The organism is Nitrosopumilus sp. b3, assembly GCF_014078525.1.
Lineage (GTDB): Archaea > Thermoproteota > Nitrososphaeria > Nitrososphaerales > Nitrosopumilaceae > Nitrosopumilus.
Genome location: NZ_MU078696.1, coordinates 418,947 through 440,378 on the forward strand (window position 1 = coordinate 418,947; position 21,432 = coordinate 440,378).

The following is a 21,432-nucleotide window of genomic DNA, read 5'->3' on the forward strand; positions in this document are numbered from 1 at the left end:
GTAATTTTTTCTGTCAAGTAATTTAACCCCATTGATAGAAATTTCTGATATTTGGTATGATAAGCAAATCTGCAGATATGGTACCATGTCCGTAAAACTAGAAGGAATGCCTACAAACATTGCAACTGCTGACTCTTTTACTGGAAAAAAAGTCATTGATAGAGAGGGAATACGATATGGAAAAGTCAAACATATTCACATCCATCAAGACACCCTAACTGTATCTGGAGTGACAATTCACCAGGGATTCAACAAGGATTATTTTCTTTCAGAGGATTATATTGACAAATTTTCTGAAGAAACTCTGCTACTTAGCCGACCTCCAGTGAGAACAGGAGTACCTGTAGTTGATATTGATAGCCATAAAATTGGCAAAGTCAAACGATTACATCGAAATCCTGACACAAATGAACTGGAATCAATTGAAGTAAGTGATGGTTTGATGCATTCAAAAATTTTATCCAAATCCGAAATTTGGGGAATTGGTGAACGAGTCATTCTTAGAATGAGCAAAGAAGAATTCAAAAAACTTGAATGATCTCTTTTTCTCTTCTTTTTTAAAAATAACCTTTTTGTCTAGTCTGCTTTCTTTGAACATACTTTACAAACAGGAATTCCTTCCTGAACTGTTATCTCTACATTAGATGAGTGACATTTTTGACATAATCCTATCATGCCACTAGTCCTCCGTTTACTCTTTAAATTTTTTTTGCGCTCTCAAATACTTAGCAATTTATAATTGTAAAATGCGATCAGAGTATTGTCTGCTATAGAAACAAAATCTCTAACAAAGTCATTTGGAGATGTTATTGCTGTAAATGATATCTCTTTTTCAGTCGAAAGTGGAGAAATATTTGGATTTCTAGGACCTAATGGTGCTGGAAAAAGTACAACCATGATGATTCTTACAACTTTGCTAAAACCAACATCTGGTCAAGCTTTGATATCTGGATTTGATGTGATGACTGATGCAAAAAAAGTTAGAGAAAGCATTGGGTATGTTCAACAAGAGACTACTGTTGATGAATATCTAACTGGCAGAGAGAATTTAATTTTGCAGGCAAAACTAAACCATATCCCAAAAAACCAAATCAATAAAAGAATTGATGATATTTTAGAATTAATTGAATTAAGTGATAAACAACATGACTCTGTTGTCACTTATTCAGGTGGCATGAGAAAGAGGTTAGATATTGCAGGTGGCCTTTTACACAGACCAAAAGTATTGTTTCTTGATGAGCCTACTGTGGGCTTGGATATACAGACTAGGAGGAAAATTTGGAAATATCTGAAAAAAATCCATGATGAGTTTGAGATGACCATCTTTCTAACGACACACTACATGGAAGAGGCAGACCAGCTATGTGATAGAGTTGGAATTATCGATGGTGGAAAAATACAGGTAATTGACACTCCTCAAAATATGAAAAATGCAATGGGCAATGAAGTAATTTCAATAATCATTGGAGATGATGAAAATCATGATTCATTTTTATCACAACTTCATGAGATAGAGTTTGTAAACAAAATTAATGTGGATGGCTCCAAACTAACTCTTTTTGCTTCAAATGGAGCAGAGGTAATCCCAAAAATTTTTCAAATTTCATCAGCCCTTAAAATCAAAATTATTTCAATTGCTTTGACACAACCAACACTTGATGATGTATTCATTTCATACACTGGACATGAAATAAGAGATGATGATTCAAAGTTTAATCGAAAACGAGAGCATGCAAAGATGAAGAGGTTACGTGCATGAATACTCTGATGTATGATACATATACAATTTTTTGGAGAGAGCTAAAGAGATACAAAAAATCCCGAAGTGGCGTTTTAATTCGTTTAATTCAACCTGCGATTTGGATTATTGTTATAGGAAATACTTTTTCAGGAACTCAACCACTTATTCAATCAGTTGGGTTTGAAGGGGAATACATAGAGTTTATGGCACCTGGTGTCGTAATTCTAACTGCAATTTTTACGAGTATTTTTGGTGGCGTCAATACTTTGTGGGATAGACGTTATGGCTTTATGAATAAGGCATTGACTTCTCCAATTTCTCGTTCTGCTGTGGCACTTGGAAAAATGTCTGCAATCTCTTTAATTGCTGCCCTGCAAGCTAGTTTGATTTTGGGAATTGCTTTAGCAATAGGTGTTAACTTTCCAAATCCAATAATGATTGCGCCAATCATGGCAATTGTAATTTTGTTTTCGTTGGGGTTTTCTGGAATATCTGTAATTGTAGCAGCTACTGCAAAGTCCCAAGAAACTTTTTGGGGTGTCATAAATTTTCTAGGGATGCCTCTGTTCATGTTGAGTCCTGCATTGTTCCCATTGGAACTACTCCCTGATTGGCTTGCAGTAATTGCAAAACTCAACCCTGTGACCTACACGGTATTGCTTGTAAGGGAATTGATGACTGGTGTTTCAGAAGGTGGAATCTCAATTGTATTGAGCCTGGGGGTAATCTCTGTATTTGTTCTAGTTATGGTGGGACTTGCAAGTTATGTCTTTACGCGTGAAGTGAACAAACCGTTTTGACACAAAGTTGACAAAAAATGAAATATTTGTTAACTCTGTTGATCTTTGCCAAATTTTAGAAAAAGTATCTGTTGTCAAAATTTATCCTGCTTGTAATGGTTTTTACCATCTTTTTAGTGTCTAGTGCTTTGATTCCTACTTCATATGCACTGGGTGATTATGATTTAATCTCAGAGTGGGGACAGTTTGGTATTGCAAAAGATGGACATTTTTCATATCCTGAATTTATTGCAGTAGATGAAGAAGGAAATTCATATGTAAGTGATTTAGGAAATAAACGAATTCAAAAATTTTCCAGTGATGGGCAATATCTTACTCACTGGGGACAAAGTGGAACTTTGCCTGGTGAATTTCATTATCCTGCTGGAATAGCAGTAAGTGGTAATTTTGTTTATGTTGCAGACCATGATTTACATAAAGTTCAAAAATTTTATTTGAATGGAACATTTGTTGAACAATGGGGGAGTAAAGGAATTCACGATGGACAATTCAAATATCCAAATGGAATAGCAGTTGATTCAGAAAATAACGTCTATGTTGTAGATACAGGAAATCAAAGAATTCAAAAATTTACATCTGATGGGGAATTTATTTTATCTTTTGGCTCAAGTGGAATGGGAACAGGCCAATTCCTTACGGCAATTGGAATAGACGTTGATGATGAAGGATATGTGTATGTTACTGATAAGGGAAATCGTAAAATTGAAAAATTTGATTCTTTTGGAAATTGGATAATAACACTTGCTTTTACTGGATATGATTTCACCTTTTCTCCTGGAGGCATTGAGATTTCCCCTGATGGAAAAATCTATGTTGTAAATTCTGAAAGTGGCAAAGTCTTGTCTGTTGATCAAGATGATAATCTGTATCTAAATATTTTTCAGAAAAACGGACCTTTTTCACAAACCTTTAGAACTCCAACTGATATTGCTTTAGGAATTAATGGTGAATTACTAGTTGTAGACTCTAGTGCACACAAAATTTATTCACTTGAGACGCCAGCTTACACTGAACCTGAAATAATTGAAGTTATTGAAATTCCTGTAGTAGTACCTGAAATAATTGAATCATTTTCCCGTGATAAAATAAATCCAACAATAATGCCTCCAAGTGATATGATTTTAGAGGCAACTGGTTTGACTACTTTTGTAAATATTGGTGAGGCAATAGCTGCTGATAGTGAAAGTGGAATTAAATCAATTTTGAATAATGCTCCTGAAGAATTCTCTTTAGGTGTAAACAAAGTTACTTGGATTGCATTTGACAATGCTGGAAATACTGCTGAAGCATACCAAACCATCACAATCAATGCATGCGGACATGTTTATTCTGATTATAATATGATCGTAGGTACAAATACTGATGATTTTATTCAGGGAACTCCTAATGATGATCTGATTTTTGGATTAGATGGGGCTGATATCATTAGTGGTAATGATGGAAATGACTGTATTTTTGGTGGAGATGGTGATGATATTATCTATGGAAATAATGGAACTGATACATTATCCGGTGGACCTGGAAATGATGTCCTAAAAGGAGATTCAGGATTTGACATTCTATATTCCAATTCAGGTTCTGATGTTCTGGATGGTGGTGATGATTCTGATGGATGCTATTCACCAGCAGACTCTAAAACAGATCTTATTCTAAATTGTGAATCCTGATTTTAAACTTCTGTTCTAATTATTTATAATCGAAACAACGTCTTCTTTTCCTCTATATAGAAACTATAAACTATCTATGACTATGTTTTCCAAGTATAAAATGATCATTGAGGTTATAATACAAATTTCACATTCAACCATTAATGACTTACAAAAACGCAAAGAACATTGCAATTTTTAGCATTGTTGCTTTATTCACCGTAACTGCGTTTGGATTTTCAAATTCATATGCAGAAGAAGGAAACTACAAAATGGTAGGTGGTGTAATGCCAGAACTTACATTTAATTTCCGAGAAGGAACTGAAACACTCCAATTCCCTGTTTTCACAATGGGAGAAAATTTTGTTGATGATTCAGGAGTTTCATTTTCAGTAGAAGGAACTGTAACCCACTCTCCTTTACTGCATAAAGCAATGGATGAAGCATATATCTATCGATACTCAAATGCAGCATTTGATCATCAATTCAAATACTTTGATGTAGATGCTAATTTTGTAAAAGAAGGGGAATCTATAATCTTACTTGATTACAACAATTGTAGAATTGATAACTATCAAGTTGAAACACTTGATTCTAATGACTATGAGAGTTATCACAAAGAAGTTGGATTTGCAATAGTAGACAAAATTGACTTTGTATGTAGTGGATTGAAATCAAACAATGATTCTACACACACAAATCCTAGAACACTGATAGATCATGGTGATTCAGGATTTAAATTCGCTAACGGAATGAAAACATTTGTAACATTCTCATTTAACGAAGGAAAGGAAAAAATTCAATTTCCTGTATTTAATCTAGTTTCAGGATATGCTGAATCTGGACGAAATGTTAAAGCAGAATTCTCAGTAGAGGGTGTTTTGGATTACTATCCTATCTTGCAGAAGAAAATTGATAATGCTAGAAAAGTATCTGGACTCACATCACAATCTAATGATGATTTTAATGCATTAGTTGAATTTTCTAATGGTGAAAAAACATACAGAGGATTTGATTTCTCAAGTTGTCATGTTGAGGATGCAAAAATCACCACTTTGACAGACAAAGAAGAAGGATTTACTGGAAAAAGTGGATTTGTCACTGTACATCAACTTGGTTTTGAATGTTCAGGAATAAAATCATTGAATATGCATTATGATAAACTTCGAGGTGATACACCATCTTGGAAATCTATTGACATTGTACATGAATATCAAGAACCACTTCAAAATACTGACAAGGGTTTGAGTGCTTTTGCTACATTCACGTTTGATGATGGTGTTGAAACTGTAGAGTTCTCCATGTTCAAACAAAGTGAAGTACTTTCTGCAACAGAGGATGTATTTCTTCAAGATAAAGATAATCCAGCCCCTTCTGAATTTACAAGAAAAGCATCATACCCAACTTTAGAGTTGAGAGGAATTGTTGGTGATTATCCATTACTATACAACCATGTTGATGATGCATTATCAATTCAAGGAGTGATTGGAACTAATAATCGTAACCTTGTTGATATTGATGTAAAGATTGTATCTGGCAATGAAGAAATTCGTGGCTTTAACTATTCTAACTGTAGATCAACTGATTATGTAGTTTCTACAGAACCCAACAAAGAAGAAAGTTATGTCAAAAACAAGTTTGCACTAGAAAATATTTTTGACTTTGAATGCCAAGGATATCATCCAAACAATCCTATGTATGATGCAATGTTTGTTGTTGAAAAAGCAAAAACCACCAGCAGCAGTGATTTAAGAAAAACTGATGACTGGGCCAAAGGATTCTACGTGGAATAATTTTTTTCTTTTTTTATTTTTAATTAAATGATGTGGATCAAATACAGATCTGTATATTGTTGACTAAACTATATAGAGCAATAGACTCTATGTTGGCTAACCTTAATTCACAAATTATATTCGATGAATCATGGGACAATGGTTATCGTGGATAAAATCCAATGAAAAAGAACTATTAACAATTCTAGATAATTTAGCAAAAAAGGCAGTTGAGACATCTGAAGCCGTAGTTGTCTTACTATCTGATCTAAAAAATATTGAGCAGCATCAAAAAATTCACAGACTTGAAACTGAGGCTGATCAATTAACTCGTGATATTTTCGCAGAATTAAACAAGACTTTCATCACTCCACTTGATCGTGAGGATATGCAGAGAATAGCCTCAAAAATCGATGATGTCATTGATTTCATGGATGGCATTGCAGCAAGACTTTACAGCTATCAAATTACTGAAACTCCTCCATATTGTCTAAAAATGGCTGATGATCTTGTAAAGGCTACAAAAGAAGTTCAGTACATGATTTCAAAATTACAGAAAATAAAAAATCCCAAAGACATGATCGAGCATTGCAGAAACACCAGTGATATTGAACACGCAGTTGATGACTTGTATAGAGATGCAATAAAAGAACTGTTTGAATCTAGTGATGCAATTAAAATCATCAAACTCAAAGATATCTATGAAACAATGGAGACAGCGTCAGATAGATGTGTAGATGTTGCCGATGTTATCGAAGATATTGTTTTAAAATATACTTGAGATGATTAAATGTTAGAGATAGCAATAGGTGCAATAATTGTAGCCCTAATCTTTGATTTTGTAAATGGATTCAATGATTCAGCAAATTCTGTTGCCACTGTTATTGGAACCCGTGTGTTAAAACCCATTCAAGCAGTAGGGTTATCTGCTTTAATGAATTTCGTTGGACCATTTGTTTTTGGTGTAGCAGTAGCCACAACCATTGCAAAAGGAATAGTCAGTCCTGATGATATTACTGTCTATATGATAGTAGGTGGACTATCTGGTGCAATTACATGGAGTACTCTATGTACATATTTTGGGTTGCCAATTTCAAACAGCCATTCTTTAATTGGTGGTATAATGGGTGCAGGCATTGCAGGATTGGGATTTGAAAAATTAGTTTTAGGCGGACTAACCAAAGTGTTTGCAGGAATTGTTATTGCACCAATAGGTGGAATAATTTTTGGTGCTCTTCTAACAACTGCGATAATTACAGTTTTTGCAAGTAAAAAACCAGGACCTGTAAACAAAACTTTTGGTAGATTGCAAATTATATCTTCAGCTTGGTTTGCCTTAACTCATGGTGCCAATGATGGACAAAAAACTATGGGAATTATTGTATTGATTTTATTTTCAGCAGGAATGATTCCAAATCTTGAAATGCCCTTATGGGTAATTTTTGCTGCGGCAACTGCTATGGGATTAGGTACTTTCTTTGGTGGGTACAAAGTAATCAAAACATTAGGAGTAAAAATTACAAAACTCAAACCATACCAAGGATTTGCAGCAGAAACTGGTGGAGGCCTAATGTTGGCAATATTTGCAGTATTTGGAATTCCTGCTAGTACTACTCATGCAATTACAGGAACTATAATGGGTTCAGGTGCTGCCCGTAGAAAACGTGCTGTACGATGGAAGGTAAGTAGACAAATTGTATTTTCTTGGGTAATCACCATTCCTGGAGCTGCCTTGTTTGGAATCGGATTTACCTCCCTTATTGATCTATTTGTGTGACTTTAACATACCTTGATTTTTATTTCCGCCAAATTTTTTTGATATAATATAATGGATATTTTACAACTAATTCAAGCTAATCTTCTTACTCCAATCATTTTATTTTTCTTATTTGGAATTATTGCAGCAAGAATAAAATCTGATTTGAAAATGCCTGAGGCAATTTCAGAATTTTTACCAATCTATCTTCTAGCTGCAATTGGACTTCATGGTGGAATAGAGATGAGAAATACAGGGTTTGAAAATATGTTGATTCCAATGTTGGTTGCAATTGGTCTTTCTTTGCTGTTTACATTAAATCATTATCAAATTTTACGAAGACTTGGGAAGTTCAATCTTTTTGATTCTTATGCTTTAGCATCTACTTATGGTGCAGTTGGTGCAGTTCATTTCTCTGTTGGTTTATCTTTTTTAAAAAATCAAGGAGTTACTTCGGAAGGATATATTGCAGCAATTCTTGCAGTGCTAGAACCACTTGCGTTTATTTTAGCAATATTTATGACAAATATGGCAGTATCAAAACAAATCCACAAGAAAAAACAGTCTTTTTCAGATGATGACTCTACGGATATTGACATTGGATTAAACCAAACAAAAACAAAACTCTCTAAAGTATTACACGAGTCTATTACTGGAAAAGCAATTGTAATTTTACTTGGTAGTATTGTAATTGGCTACATAATTGGCGAGGATGGTTTTCAATCAATCAAGATTGTATTTGATGATATGTTTACTGGAGCAATTGTAATTTTTATGATTGAAATGGGAATAATTGCTGGCCAACGACTTGATGATATTAAAAAAGTAGGCATTTTTCTTACATCCTTTGCAATTATCATGCCCTTATTCAATGGAATAGTTGGAGTTCTAGTCTCAACTGCACTGGGATTAAGCATAGGAGGTGCAGTCATGTTTGGATTGCTTATGGCTAGTGCTTCATTTATTGCAGCACCTGCAGTTTTGCGTCATGCAATTCCCGAAGCAAAACCCAGTCTGTACATTACATCTGCCTTGGGCATAACATTCCCATTCAATATTATTGTCACATTGCCTATCTTGTTTACAATATCCACACTTGTTCATACAGGAGAAGGAACGATAGACTTATTCAATTTCATTGCTGAGGGATTCTTGTGAAACTGTACAATGTTAAATTATTAACAATCACTTGTGAGATCCTTGCTCAAAAAAATATCCTTGAAATTTTAGGCAAACATGACATCACTGGATATACAACCTATGAGGTAGATGGAAATGGTTCACGTGGAATCCGTGGACAAGGATTAAAAACTGAAAAAAATGTTAAAGTTGAAGTAATTATGCGTGAAGAAAAACTACAAGACGTTGTAGAAGAAATTTCAAGAACTCTGTTTGCAAACTTTGCAATTGTTCTCTATGTTAGTGATGTTGGCGTAGTACGAACTGAAAAATTTTGATAATTTTTAATTAATAATAATCCATATTCATTTCTTTGACCATTTTCTCATCCATTCAAGTAAATTAGAAATTGATTCAATCAATTCTTGTCCTTTGTTTGTTAATTTGTATTCAACACGTGGAGGTACTTCTGCATACATTTGTCGTTCTAGTATTCCTTCAGAAACAAGTTCTGATAATCTAGTTGATAATGTTTTACTGCTAATTCCTTTGAGAGATTCTTTGAATTGTTTGTGTCTTACAGGTTCTGTTGTACAGCACAATGGAAACAAAATTTCAAGCGTTGCTCTTTTAGTAATTAATTTTCTAATGATTGAAGTCTCTTTCAATAGTTTTGATGCATCATACCCAGTAAACTCACATTTATTTTCAATAATATGTAGTTTTTTCCCTTTAGTTTCCATAATTACACTAACTACAATGCTTTTCTCTTTACAACTTTAATAGTTTACCTTGTAAACCGTAACATGGAAAGTTCGATTAAAGACGATATTAAGAAAAGATATTCAAAGATTGTAGTATCTGGAAATACTGACTGCTGTTGCATGCCTGGTGAGTGTGATAGTGGAGATTCTCCGATAGATGTAACAAAAATGATTGGTTATGATCAAAAAGATCTTGAATCAATTCCCCAAGAAGCAATTTTGGGTGTTGGGTGTGGATCTCCAATTAACCATGCAAATCTACAAGAAGGTGAAACTGTAGTAGATTTAGGTTCAGGAGCTGGAATTGATATTTTTTTGGCAGCAAGAAAAGTGTTGAATTCTGGAAAAGCAATTGGTATTGACATGACTGATAAAATGTTGGAAAAAGCCAGAGAAAATGCATTAAAAGGAAATTTTTCTAATGTTGAATTTAAGAAGGGTGATATTGAAGAGAACATTCCATTAAATCCTAATTCTGTTGATGCTGTGATTAGTAACTGCGTCATTAATCTCACTACAAATAAAACAAATGCATTCAAAGAAGTTTTTAGAATTTTAAGAAAAAATGGCCGAATGGTTATCTCTGATTTAATCACTGATATCGAATTACCTTCAGGAGAAATTAATTCCGATCAATGGTGTGAGTGTATTGATGGGGCTCTTACAAAAGAAAATTATGTTTCATGCATTCAACAAGCTGGATTTAAAAAAATCGAAATATTGGAAGAAAGATCATATATAGATGGAGAAAAATTTAACAACAGGAAAATCTCTAGTCTTGTAATTAAGGCAATAAAATAATTTATTTTTTGAGATATGGAAAAAATTCTTTTTGTTTGTGTTGAAAATGCAGGAAGGAGTCAAATGGCTGAAGGATTTCTACGAAAATATGCCGCTAACTTTGATGTAATGAGTGCAGGCACTCAACCCAAATCTGAACTTAATCCTAATGTAGTAAAGGTAATGGCTGAAATTGGGATTGATATAACAAATCAAAAACCTAAAGAACTTACCCCTGAAATGATTTCTGAATCTGTTACCGTAAATATGGGTTGTATGAAAAGTGATTCTTGTCCGGCACTATTTGTAAAAGATGTGATTGATTGGAATATATCAGATCCTAAAGGAAAAGATCTTGATCAAATTAGAGAGATTCGTGATCAAATAAAAAATGAAGTAATGAATCTAATAAAAAATTTAGAGAACAAATAATGTCTTATTCTAATCTACAAATCTTTACGGTTGAATTAATTGGTACTTTTATTCTTGTAATTTTTGCTACAGGTTCTATTGTATATGATGTTCAAATTGGAGGGCCATATGGTATTTGGTTTGCGGCAGTCACGCCTTTTATTGCGTTAATCATTGGAGTTTATTCGTTTGGAAAAATATCCCTTGCACATTTCAATCCTGCAGTAACCATCGGTTATTATATCACTGGCCACATTTCTAAAATTCAAATCATTTGGTATTTTGCAGCTGAACTAATTGGAGCGATACTTGGTTCTTTATTTGTGATGATGTTTATTGGAGAAGAAGCAAATCTTGGAGCAAATGCGCCAAATTTTGACTATTCGATATTTTTAATTTTCCCAGTAGAAGTTTTAGCATCAGCATTGCTTATGGCAGTTATTTTTACAGTAGTGTACACAAAAGGACTCAAAGGATTCAGTGGAATTGCAATTGGTGGTATTGTGGGATTAGATATTCTCTTTTTGGCATTTATTTCTGGCGCATCAATGAATCCTGCAAGAGCCTTGGCACCTGCCTTATTGTCTGGTGTGATGGATAATCTTTGGCTTTATTGGAGTGCACCATTTGTCGGAACAACTATTGTTGCATTTTTGTTTAGGAAAAAATTTAAGAATCAAAGAAAACAGGAATTATAGACATCTATCAACTACATAGATTACAGGTTGTTATCAAATCTAAAGACTGTCATCTTTTGTCTTTGTCTTGTGTAAAATTAATCATGATATCATCAAATGTTGAACAAAATTTAGGAATTACACGCCTATGTGAGGACATTTTGGCTTCAAATGAGAGAATTTTTTTTGTGTCATCTTTGAACAAAAATGGAAGAGCAATCGAATACAAATTTCGCAATGACAGAATCGTTAAAAAAATGTCAAAAACTGAAATAGAAATGTTTTACATGCAAAGAACATTACAGACATCTCTATCCAAAGAATTTGATGATTTGGTTGGCCCTCTAAATTTCATTATAGTTCAAAGGGAAACCTTCTTGGAATTAATTTTTCCATACTCTAAAGGATTGATGCTGATAGTATGTGATTTAGATGTGATCCCAAATTATCTAGCAAAAAAAATATTGTTTATGTTGCGTGATTTTGATTGGGCACCAAAAAAGACTCAAGTGTATTATGCCTGATGAATGTTGCAGAAAGTGTGGCTATTTTTTAAAAAATTTTTCCAAATGCAAAAATTGTAATACTTTATTTCAGTATGTTTGTTATCGTTGTAATCAAAAAACTTTACCACGATACCATAATTGTAATAAAGAATATAGTCATAATTCGGTAATTATGTAAATTGTATTTAATTACATCTTTATCATAAATCATTTAGAGTATTCTTTTAGATCAAAAATTAATAGTTGTTACATGCAAAAAATCAAATGTCTAAAATGTGGAAATCATGAAACAGAAATTTTAAGACGTGGAAAATTTGCCCAAGATGTTTTATTTTGTCCTTACTGTGATGACATTTGCAATAAACTTACATGAACTACAAATTTCTATATAGATTACAAATTTTTAGATTACTATGGAAAATAATCACAATTATGTTTTATGAAATTATCTCTAACTGTGTTTAATGTGTGCTACTACCTTCCTTGAGCAAGACAATTCCTCATTTTCAAAAATTTTATTGTCAAAAGAAGTAGCAGACATCATTAAACAGGTTGTACGAGAGTCCACAAAGTCGATTCATCTTGATGGCAATGATGGGAAGAACAATACAGGAGAATATGATGTTTGAAAATCAAAAATATCTATGCAGTCCTAACTGTTGGTGCAAACAAGAACCATCAGATCGCCCCTATGTGGGATAATTTGTGCCTAAATACCATTTAATTTTATTATTTTACGAATAATAATGACCTAGTTTAGCCAATTGTGATGACTAATTCGAAATTATTCTCAGATGCAAAAAAAGTCATTCCTTCAGGAGTTAATAGCCCTGTTAGGTATTTTGAACCATACCCATTCTTTACAAAAAAATCTAATGGTGCATATCTTTGGGATTCAGAAAACAAAAAGATTATTGATTTTTGTAATGGTTACGGTGCATTACTTTTGGGACACAGAAGAAAAGAAATTATTTCTGCTGTCTCAAATCAGCTTTCAAAGGGGACTCTGTACTGTACTCCAACAGAATCAGAAATTGAATTATCAAAATTAATCATTGGAAACTTTCCATCTATTGACAAAGTAAGATTAGTAAATACAGGAGGTGAGGCAACAATGACTGCAATTAGATTAGCTCGTGGTTTTACAAAAAAGAAAAAAATAATTAAATTTGAAGGATGCTATCATGGTGCCCATGATTCTGTATTGGTAAAAGCTGGTTCTGGCTCTGCCCATAATGGAATTTCTGTTTCAGATGGTGGATTGGATGAAGTTTCAAAAAACACTCTAGTTGTACAATATAACAACATTGAAGATCTTCAAAAGACTATACAAAAACATAAAGATATTGCAGGTGTAATTGTAGAGCCCATTTTAGCCAACATGGGATTGATTTTGCCTGAAAAGAATTTTCTTTCTGATTTAAGAAAAATTACCAAAGAAAATAACATTCCTTTAATTTTTGATGAGGTTGTTACTGGGTTTAGAGTTGCACCTGGTGGGGCCCAAGAACATTTTGGAATCAAACCTGACATAACTACAATGGCAAAAGCCTTGAGCAATGGTTTTACAATTGCTGCAGTGGGCGGAAGAAAAGAAATCATGGATTTGTTGTCTCCTGGAGGAAAGGTTTACCAAGCAAGTACCTTTGCAGGAAATCCTATTTCTGTTAGTGCTGCAATTGCTTCAATTAAGACCATAAACAAAATAAAAAACAAACTCTATTCAAAACTAGAAAGATTCAATCTGTTATTTTCTACTGCACTTGATGATATGGCAACTGACATGAATATTCCTCATCAAATCAACTTTACGGCCTCAATGTTTCAGATTTTCTTTACAAATAAACCTGTGACAAATTATGAAACCTCCAAAAAAGCAGACTCTAAGAAATTTCAGAAAATGTTTAGAACTTTACTGAAAAAAGGAATATTCATTGCACCCTCACAATTTGAAGTTGTTTTTCTCTCTGATGCCCATACAGAAAATGTTCTGAACAAAACACTTGATGCATATGATGCAGCACTAAAATCGGTGAAAAAATGAAATACATTGTAGGTGCAAGAGGTAGTCAACTATCCATTGCTCAGACAAACTGGGTAATATCAGAACTAAAAAAAGTAAATCCTGATTGCGAGTATGAAATTAAATCCATCACTACTAAAGGCGATACTGATTCTAGACCATTATTTACAATTAATCAGAAAGGAATTTTTGAAAAAGAAGTTGATAGAGCAGTATCTCAAAAAGAGGTTGACTTTGCAGTACATAGTTTAAAGGACGTTCCCTCAGAATTAGATGAGAGTTTAATCATCGCATCAATTCCAAAACGTGAAGCAGTAAATGATGTCTTTATCTCATCTGATGACTCTTCCTTGGAAAATATTAAGAAAGGCGCTGTAATTGGAACAAGTTCACTTAGACGTGCAGTTCAAGTATCTAGAATTAGGCCTGATGTTACAGTCAAACCAATTAGAGGAAATATTGAAACCCGAATTAAAAAAGCATCTGGAGAAGATTTTGATGCAATAGTTCTTGCACAAGCTGGAATCTCAAGATTGGGGGTTGATGTGAAATTTTCGCCACTATCCATTGAGACATTTTCCCCATCACCTGGACAAGGAGCAATTGCAATTGTGTCTAGAGCCGATGATGAAAATACAATTTCCATGCTAAAAAAAATTGAGGATGCAGACTCTAGATTAGAGATAGAAGCAGAACGAGCATTATCTGATTATGTGGATTCTGGATGCAGATTTCCACTAGGTGCATATGCAAAATCAAATGGCTCTGAAATGACATTAACAGTATTTGCATTCTCTGTTGATGGGAAGCAATCACTTCATGTAAGTAAGACAGGTAGCAAAAATGATCCTAAATTTCTCGGCAAAAGTGCTGGGGAAGAATTGCGCAAAAAGGGTGTAAATGATCTTGCATTAAATTGGAGAGAAAAAGTGGAGGAATGGAATAAATCATGACTGGAAAAGTGTATCTTGTTGGAGCAGGACCTGGAGATCATAAATTAATTACGCTACGTGCAGTTGAATTACTCCAAAAAGCAGATGTTGTTTTGTATGATAGATTGGTAAGCAAAAAAATAATTTCAATGATTCCAAAATCTGCTGAAAAAATTTACGTTGGCAGAGCCGTGGGTGATGACACAACTCATCAAATTACCACTAATGAATTGATGGTAAAATATGCAAAAATAAAAAAAAATGTTGTTAGACTAAAGGGCGGTGATCCTATAATCTTTGGACGCGGTGGTGAAGAAGCAGAATTTCTAAAAGAAAATAAAATAAAATATGAAATTGTTCCAGGAATTACTTCTGGAATTGGTTCGGCAACTTATGCCGGAATTCCTCTGACTCATAGAAAACATGCATCATCGGTAGTTTTTGTTACGGGCCATGAAGATCCAGAGAAGAAACAAGAGATTGTAAAATGGAAAAGACTAGCAAAGTCTGTTGATACTATAGTAATAATGATGGGGCTTTCAAGAATTGATATTATTTGTAAACAACTAATTGCTGGAGGCATGGATAATAAAACTCCTGTAGCTGTAATTCAAAATGGAACTACTCCTAGTCAAAAAATGATCAAAGGGACAGTAACAAACATTGCAAAAAAAATTAAAGAAAATAAAATTACCCCTCCAACAAATATTATTATTGGAAATGTTGTAAATCTCTCAGATTCAATTGGGTGGAAATAATGCTTGATGGAAAAACTATAGCAATCACTCGTTCAAAAGATGACGCCGATGAATTCATTTCACTTGCTGAAGAAAATCATGCAAAACCACTCCCGTTACCTACAATTGAACTTGTAAGTAAGGGAGAAAAAATTGTTGATGAGTTTTTAGAATCTGTTGAGAAATACAATCCAGATTACTCTGTTTTTATGAGTTCAAAGGCAGTAAAACTTCTTTTTGATACTGCAAAAAATATTGGTAAATTAGATAAACTGCAATTGGCTGTTGCAAATACTATGGTCATGTCTGTTGGTCCAAAAACAACAATAGCTCTTGAAAATGAAGGAATCAAAGTAAATTTTCAACCTACTACCTTTTCATCTGTTGGTGTGGGGGAGGAATTCACACAAATTAATGCAGTTGGAAAAAAAGTGATTGTACCTCGCAGTGGTGCATCTACACCATTTCTTAAAGAACTTTTAAACAAAATTGGAATTGATGTACTTGAAATTCATCTTTATGATGTTTGTGCATTTAGAGATACTACTCAATGGAATGAGTTTAGGGAACTATTCTCTCAGAACAAAGTCGACGGCATTGTATTTACCAGTGCATCATCTGTTCGTGGATTCTTTGAGATAATGTCAAAAGATTATGATGATGATAAATTACTTGAAAACCTTGGAAAATTATCTGTGGTATCTATTGGTCCATTCACTTCAGATGAATTAAAAAAATTCAATGTTAAAAATATTGTATCCCAAGTTCATACAGTTGCAGGAGCATTTGATGCAATGAAAAATACTCTAACTGTATAATCTTTCGTGCTTAATTATTTTCAATACTTGATTGTGAACTATGCACTTGGATTTAGCTGAAGCTATTTAGCTGTGCCTATTTTTCCTCATGTATTTATAATATAACGGGGTTATGATGGGCATGGCAACAGAAAACCTCGATATGGATTATTCCAAATATGATTTTAAAGACTCTACAGAACTTTATGTCCACCTTAGCAAGAAAGGCCTGTCTAAGGAAACTGTAATCAGCATCAGTAAAATGAAAAACGAACCCGATTGGATGCTTGAATTTAGATTACGATCTTTTGAAATTTTTATGAAAAAACCAATGCCAACTTGGGGTGGAGATCTTAGTGTTATTGATTTCCAAAATATTTACTATTATGCAAAAGCATCAGACAAAGTAGAAAAGAACTGGGAAGACGTTCCAGACAATGTCAAAAAAACATTTGATAAACTTGGAATTCCAGAAGCTGAAAAGAAATTCTTAGCTGGTGTGGGTGCACAATATGAATCTGAAGTTGTATATCACTCTCTAAGAGAAGACTTGGCAAAACAAGGAGTTTTGTTCTTAGATACCGATGCTGCTCTTCATGAGCATCCAGAGATTTTCAAGAAATACTTTGGTAAAATTATCCCTCCAGAGGATAACAAATTTGCCGCACTAAACAGTGCAGTTTGGAGTGGTGGTTCATTTATCTACATTCCACCAGGTGTCAAAGTCGACATGCCATTACAAGCATACTTTAGAATTAATGCTGAAAACATTGGTCAGTTTGAAAGAACATTGATCATTGCTGATGAAGGTTCAGAAGTTCATTACATTGAAGGATGTACTGCTCCCGTTTATTCTTCAGAATCACTTCACTCTGCAGTTGTAGAACTAGTTGCACACAAAGATGCTAAACTAAGATACACAACAATCCAGAATTGGAGTAGTGATGTGTATAACTTGGTTACAAAACGTGCTTATGCATATGAAGGTGCAACAGTAGAATGGATTGATGGAAACATTGGAAGTAAACTAACAATGAAGTATCCGGGAATCTATCTTATGGGTGAGAGAGCATATGGTGAAACTCTATCTATTGCATTTGCAGGAAAAGGACAACATCAAGATACTGGAGCTAAAATGGTTCATCTTGCACCAAATACTACCTCTAAAATTACATCAAAGTCAGTAAGTAGATTAGATGGACGTTCAACTTACAGAGGCTTACTCAATGTGGCAAAAGGTGCTACAAATGTTAAAGCAACTGTAAGATGTGACGCATTACTCTTAGATGACACATCCAAGACTGATACATATCCATACATGGAAATTAATCAGGAAGATGCAACAATTACACACGAAGCAACAGTTGGAAAAATTGGTGATGAACAAATTTTCTATTTGATGAGTAGAGGATTTACTGAAGAGGAAGCACTCTCATTAATTGTCAATGGCTTCATGGAGCCATTTACAAAAGAACTTCCAATGGAGTATGCAGTAGAACTCAACAGACTCATCAAACTAGAAATGGATGACTCTGTGGGATAAACTCCCAATTCACTTTGATTAAAAATGTCTCAAGAAGCCCTATCAAAAATCAACACAAGCCATATTGATGAGATCTCCTCATTAAGAAATGAACCTGAATGGCTCAAAGACTATAGAAAAAATTCTCTAACCATCTATGATAGCCTTCCACTTGAAATGTCTCCACTATACAACAAATACACTGATGCCAAAAAAATGGATCCAGAAAAAGTATTACTTTCAACATCTACAACTGAAACCATTCCAAGTTTTCTAAACAAGAGATTAACTGAGCTAGAAAATGAAACATGTATCATTCAGATTGGAACAAATGTTCATAAAATCAATATCTCCGATGATCTAAAATCCAAAGGTCTTGTAGTTTCATCAATCTCTGATGCAATTCAAAATAATTCTGAATTGGTAAAAAAGGCACTAGAAGCCTCAAACTCTAAAGACGATAAATTTACCGCATTAAACAACGCAGCATTTAACTCAGGAGTTTTCATCCATATTCCACGCAACCTTATCTTGGAGAAACCAATTCACTTTTTGGCATGTCTTTCTGAAGATGGAAATTCGACTATTGCTAGAAATATTATCTTTGCAGATGAAAGTAGTAAAGCTACAATTGTACAAGAAATCTATTCTCCTAAAACAGAAAAACAACCTGCATATCTCGAATTACTAAACGCAAATGTTGCAGCCAATGCACAGCTAGATGTTACAACTTTACAGTTAATGGATCAACATACAGTAAACTTTTCAACAAGGCGTACTGATTTGGCACAAGATGCCAAAGTAAATTGGTATTCTGGCTTGTTTGGCTCTGTTCTATCTAGATACAAAATTGATTATTTCCTTAATGGGAGTGGTGCATCTGCAAATGACTCTGAGGTAATATTTGGAAATGATGAACAATCATTTGATATTCAAACTAATGTCAATCATGAAAGTCCATCAACTGAAGCAAGAGTAGTTGAAAAATCAATTCTTAGAAACAAATCAAAATCTCTCTTCAAGGGAATGATACGCATTAAAGAGCATGCTGCAAAGTCAAATTCCTTTTTGTCTGGCCGTTCTATTCTTTTAGATAAGGATGCAAAATCTGATGCAATTCCTGGACTAGAGATATTTACAAATGATGTAAAGGCTACTCACTCTGCCTCTGTTGCACAAATTGACGAAGAGCAAATATTTTATCTTAAAACTAGATGTCTGACTCATGAAGAGGCAGAACGAACCATTGTTGAAGGATTCTTGGAACCACTTTCCAGGAAAATGTCCTTCCAAGTAAGAGCATGGATTGCATATCTTATTGAATCTAAATGGGAAAACCGTGAACTAACAATTAACACTGATGCAGAATTAACTAAATTTGTTGAAGTAGAAGAGACACGTTATAACGAAGACGCAGAGATTGAGCAACATTACAAGTATCGGTGAATATTTTGTCAGAATGGATTAAAGCTTGCAATTTAGAGCAGGTAAAAGAAGGACAACTTTTTGGATTTACTCATAATGATAAAAAACTTTTACTTGCAAATCTCAAAGGAAAAATTCATGCAACTGATTTAATCTGCACTCATGCAGATGCAGACCTTTCCACTGGAATTCTAAGCGAAGAAGGAGTGCGATGCCCACTACATCTTTCTGTTTTTAATTTAGATGATGGTAAACCTCAAAATCTTCCTGCAGAAACTCCTCTCAAAGTATACAATGTTAAAATAGATGACAACGAAATTTACGTGGAGCTTTAAGAAATGCAAAGTACCGAATCATTATTTGAAAATATAAGAAAAGATTTTCCAATTCTCCAAAGAACTGTTCGAGATAACAAACAACTTGTGTATCTTGATAATGCATCAACTACCCAAAAACCAAACCAGGTAATTGACTCTATCACTGATTATTATCAAAACCATAATGCAAATATCCATAGAGCCGTGTATGCCCTAGCAGAAGAAGCAACTGAGGCTTATGAGGCAACTAGGGATAAAATTGCAAAATTCATTAACATTAAAAATCGTCAAGAAATTATCTTTGTTAGAGGAACCACTGAAGCAATTAATCTAGTTGCATATGCATGGGGTAGGCCTCACATTAACGAAGGTGATATTGTAGTTACTACTGAATATGAACACCATAGTAACATTGTACCTTGGCAATTAGTTACGCAAGAAAAACATGCAAAACTAGAATACATCGGAATGGATGATAATGGTGAACTAATTTTAGATGATCTTGACAAATATCTTGCAACAGGTAAAGTCAAACTTGTGACCTTTAGTTTAATGTCAAATGTTCTTGGAACAATTACTAATGCTGAAAAAATAATTGAAAAATGTAAAGCAGCAGGAGTTCTTACACTAGTTGACGGTGCTCAGGCAGTACCTCACATGAAAGTTGACATTGAAAAACTAGGATGTGACTTTTTTGCATTTTCAGGACACAAGATGTTGGGTCCAACAGGCATTGGTGTTTTATGGGTTAAAAAATCTGTTTTAGAAACTATGATTCCATTTCATGGTGGTGGTGATATGATTAGAGAAGTTCACAAGTATGAAACAACCTGGAATGACTTGCCATACAAATTTGAAGCTGGTACTCCAAATATTGCAGATGTTGTTGGATTGGGTGCTGCAATTGATTATCTTACAAAAATTGGAATGGACACTATACGAGAGCACGAAATTGAACTGACAAAGTACGCTATTGAAAAATTATCTGAAGTCAAAGGACTCCATATCTATGGTACAAAGGATATGTCAAAACGTGGTGGTGTGATCTCATTTAATTTTGCAGATGTACATCCTCATGATGTTGCTCAAATAATTGATGAAGAAGGAATTGCAGTGCGTTCTGGACATCATTGTGCTCAAGTATTGATGGAGCGACTAAATGTTGCTGCAACATCAAGGGCTAGTTTTTACATTTACAATACTAAAGAAGACATTGATATTCTGGTAAATTCATTAAACATTGTGGCAAAGGTGTTCAAATTATGAGTGGTAATGCAGATATTTATCATGAAATGATTGTGGATTATTCTAGAAATCCAATAAATTATGGAGAGATTGAAAACCATGATGTTACATTTCATGATTCTAATCCACTTTGTGGTGATAGTATAGACATTGACATGAAAATTGATGATAACAAAGTAACAGATATCAAATTTCATGGAAAAGGATGTGCAATTTGTATGGCTTGCTCTTCTGTTCTAACTGAAATTACCAAAGGTAAGACTCTTGATGAAGCAAGAGCAATTGAAAAGAATGATGTCTTAAGTGAATTGGGTCTTGAGCATCTTCAGGCTGTACGAATAAAATGTGCACTACTTTCTCTCAAAGTACTGAAATCTGCTCTTTACACCTACATTGGAAAGAATATGGAAGATACTCCTGATGTAGATAAACTAAAAGAAGAGGCAGCAAATCTGTATTAGT

General features: G+C 33.9%; 25 protein-coding genes. 24 read left to right on the plus strand and 1 reads right to left on the minus strand.

From position 1 onward, the window contains the following. Nucleotides 1–31 precede the first annotated feature (31 nt). The 9 genes from C6990_RS08610 to C6990_RS08650 all read left to right on the plus strand — a co-directional run bounded on the left by C6990_RS08610 (nucleotide 32) and on the right by C6990_RS08650 (nucleotide 9,172). The gene (locus C6990_RS08610) at nucleotides 32–538 is read left to right on the plus strand and encodes a PRC-barrel domain-containing protein (RefSeq protein ID WP_255465352.1); all 507 of its coding nucleotides are present in this window, start codon (nucleotides 32–34) and stop codon (nucleotides 536–538) included. Between the two features lie 222 nt (nucleotides 539–760). After that, a complete protein-coding gene (locus C6990_RS08615; protein WP_182130361.1) occupies nucleotides 761–1,759 on the plus strand; it encodes an ATP-binding cassette domain-containing protein in 999 nt (332 codons plus the stop codon). Beyond that, the gene (locus C6990_RS08620; protein WP_182130363.1) at nucleotides 1,756–2,541 is read left to right on the plus strand and encodes an ABC transporter permease; all 786 of its coding nucleotides are present in this window, start codon (nucleotides 1,756–1,758) and stop codon (nucleotides 2,539–2,541) included. The genes C6990_RS08615 and C6990_RS08620 overlap by 4 nt, the downstream gene beginning before the upstream one ends. Nucleotides 2,542–2,669: 128 nt before the next feature. Further along, nucleotides 2,670–4,208, plus strand: coding sequence for a 6-bladed beta-propeller (locus tag C6990_RS08625; RefSeq protein ID WP_255465353.1), 1,539 nt, complete (start codon nucleotides 2,670–2,672; stop codon nucleotides 4,206–4,208). A 143-nt stretch (nucleotides 4,209–4,351) separates the two neighbouring features. Then, nucleotides 4,352–5,980 carry a hypothetical protein gene (locus tag C6990_RS08630; protein WP_182130366.1) on the plus strand — a complete coding sequence of 543 codons (1,629 nt, stop codon included), beginning with the start codon at nucleotides 4,352–4,354 and terminating at the stop codon, nucleotides 5,978–5,980. A gap of 130 nt (nucleotides 5,981–6,110) precedes the next feature. After that, entirely contained in the window at nucleotides 6,111–6,740 is a 630-nt protein-coding gene (locus tag C6990_RS08635; protein WP_182130368.1) for a DUF47 domain-containing protein, read from the plus strand. Between the two features lie 9 nt (nucleotides 6,741–6,749). Further along, nucleotides 6,750–7,736, plus strand: coding sequence for an inorganic phosphate transporter (locus tag C6990_RS08640; RefSeq protein WP_182130370.1), 987 nt, complete (start codon nucleotides 6,750–6,752; stop codon nucleotides 7,734–7,736). Between the two features lie 51 nt (nucleotides 7,737–7,787). Continuing rightward, nucleotides 7,788–8,873 (plus strand): sodium-dependent bicarbonate transport family permease, encoded by a 1,086-nt coding sequence (locus C6990_RS08645; protein ID WP_182130372.1) that lies wholly within the window; start codon nucleotides 7,788–7,790, stop codon nucleotides 8,871–8,873. Continuing rightward, nucleotides 8,870–9,172 (plus strand): P-II family nitrogen regulator, encoded by a 303-nt coding sequence (locus C6990_RS08650; RefSeq protein WP_182130374.1) that lies wholly within the window; start codon nucleotides 8,870–8,872, stop codon nucleotides 9,170–9,172. The genes C6990_RS08645 and C6990_RS08650 overlap by 4 nt, the downstream gene beginning before the upstream one ends. A 27-nt stretch (nucleotides 9,173–9,199) precedes the next feature. Here C6990_RS08650 and C6990_RS08655 read toward each other — a convergent pair whose 3' ends face one another. Continuing rightward, nucleotides 9,200–9,577 (minus strand): winged helix-turn-helix transcriptional regulator, encoded by a 378-nt coding sequence (locus tag C6990_RS08655; protein WP_182130376.1) that lies wholly within the window; start codon nucleotides 9,575–9,577, stop codon nucleotides 9,200–9,202. 63 nt (nucleotides 9,578–9,640) lie between these two features. Here C6990_RS08655 and arsM point away from each other — a divergent pair, with 63 nt between their 5' ends. From arsM to C6990_RS08725, 15 genes are all read left to right on the plus strand, one after another. Next, nucleotides 9,641–10,399, plus strand: a complete 759-nt coding sequence (gene arsM / locus C6990_RS08660; RefSeq protein WP_182130378.1) for an arsenite methyltransferase — start codon at nucleotides 9,641–9,643, stop codon at nucleotides 10,397–10,399. A gap of 15 nt (nucleotides 10,400–10,414) precedes the next feature. Next, nucleotides 10,415–10,810, plus strand: coding sequence for an arsenate reductase ArsC (locus tag C6990_RS08665; RefSeq protein ID WP_182130380.1), 396 nt, complete (start codon nucleotides 10,415–10,417; stop codon nucleotides 10,808–10,810). Next, nucleotides 10,810–11,487: an MIP/aquaporin family protein gene (locus C6990_RS08670; protein ID WP_182130382.1), complete on the plus strand. Its 678-nt coding sequence runs from the start codon at nucleotides 10,810–10,812 to the stop codon at nucleotides 11,485–11,487. Before C6990_RS08665 ends, C6990_RS08670 begins: the two co-directional genes overlap by 1 nt. A gap of 56 nt (nucleotides 11,488–11,543) precedes the next feature. Continuing rightward, a complete protein-coding gene (locus tag C6990_RS08675) occupies nucleotides 11,544–11,990 on the plus strand; it encodes a hypothetical protein (protein ID WP_182130384.1) in 447 nt (148 codons plus the stop codon). Between the two features lie 232 nt (nucleotides 11,991–12,222). After that, nucleotides 12,223–12,345: a hypothetical protein gene (locus tag C6990_RS11070; protein ID WP_255465354.1), complete on the plus strand. Its 123-nt coding sequence runs from the start codon at nucleotides 12,223–12,225 to the stop codon at nucleotides 12,343–12,345. A 91-nt stretch (nucleotides 12,346–12,436) separates the two neighbouring features. Further along, nucleotides 12,437–12,601, plus strand: a complete 165-nt coding sequence (locus C6990_RS08680) for a hypothetical protein (protein WP_160289403.1) — start codon at nucleotides 12,437–12,439, stop codon at nucleotides 12,599–12,601. A gap of 137 nt (nucleotides 12,602–12,738) precedes the next feature. Further along, nucleotides 12,739–14,016 carry a glutamate-1-semialdehyde 2,1-aminomutase gene (gene hemL, locus C6990_RS08685; protein WP_182130386.1) on the plus strand — a complete coding sequence of 426 codons (1,278 nt, stop codon included), beginning with the start codon at nucleotides 12,739–12,741 and terminating at the stop codon, nucleotides 14,014–14,016. Next, complete coding sequence (gene hemC / locus C6990_RS08690; protein ID WP_182130388.1) at nucleotides 14,013–14,948, plus strand: hydroxymethylbilane synthase; 936 nt, start codon at nucleotides 14,013–14,015, stop codon at nucleotides 14,946–14,948. The genes hemL and hemC overlap by 4 nt, the downstream gene beginning before the upstream one ends. After that, complete coding sequence (gene cobA / locus C6990_RS08695) at nucleotides 14,945–15,685, plus strand: uroporphyrinogen-III C-methyltransferase (RefSeq protein ID WP_182130390.1); 741 nt, start codon at nucleotides 14,945–14,947, stop codon at nucleotides 15,683–15,685. The genes hemC and cobA overlap by 4 nt, the downstream gene beginning before the upstream one ends. After that, nucleotides 15,685–16,482 carry a uroporphyrinogen-III synthase gene (locus C6990_RS08700; protein WP_182130392.1) on the plus strand — a complete coding sequence of 266 codons (798 nt, stop codon included), beginning with the start codon at nucleotides 15,685–15,687 and terminating at the stop codon, nucleotides 16,480–16,482. The genes cobA and C6990_RS08700 overlap by 1 nt, the downstream gene beginning before the upstream one ends. A 121-nt stretch (nucleotides 16,483–16,603) precedes the next feature. Continuing rightward, a complete protein-coding gene (sufB, locus tag C6990_RS08705; protein ID WP_182130394.1) occupies nucleotides 16,604–18,004 on the plus strand; it encodes a Fe-S cluster assembly protein SufB in 1,401 nt (466 codons plus the stop codon). A 24-nt stretch (nucleotides 18,005–18,028) separates the two neighbouring features. Then, entirely contained in the window at nucleotides 18,029–19,429 is a 1,401-nt protein-coding gene (gene sufD, locus C6990_RS08710) for a Fe-S cluster assembly protein SufD (RefSeq protein ID WP_182130396.1), read from the plus strand. Nucleotides 19,430–19,434: 5 nt separating this feature from the next. Next, nucleotides 19,435–19,743: a Rieske (2Fe-2S) protein gene (locus C6990_RS08715; protein WP_182130398.1), complete on the plus strand. Its 309-nt coding sequence runs from the start codon at nucleotides 19,435–19,437 to the stop codon at nucleotides 19,741–19,743. A gap of 3 nt (nucleotides 19,744–19,746) precedes the next feature. Then, complete coding sequence (locus C6990_RS08720) at nucleotides 19,747–20,991, plus strand: cysteine desulfurase (protein ID WP_182130400.1); 1,245 nt, start codon at nucleotides 19,747–19,749, stop codon at nucleotides 20,989–20,991. Then, nucleotides 20,988–21,431, plus strand: coding sequence for an iron-sulfur cluster assembly scaffold protein (locus tag C6990_RS08725; RefSeq protein ID WP_182130402.1), 444 nt, complete (start codon nucleotides 20,988–20,990; stop codon nucleotides 21,429–21,431). Before C6990_RS08720 ends, C6990_RS08725 begins: the two co-directional genes overlap by 4 nt. The last annotated feature ends 1 nt before the right edge of the window (nucleotide 21,432 follow it).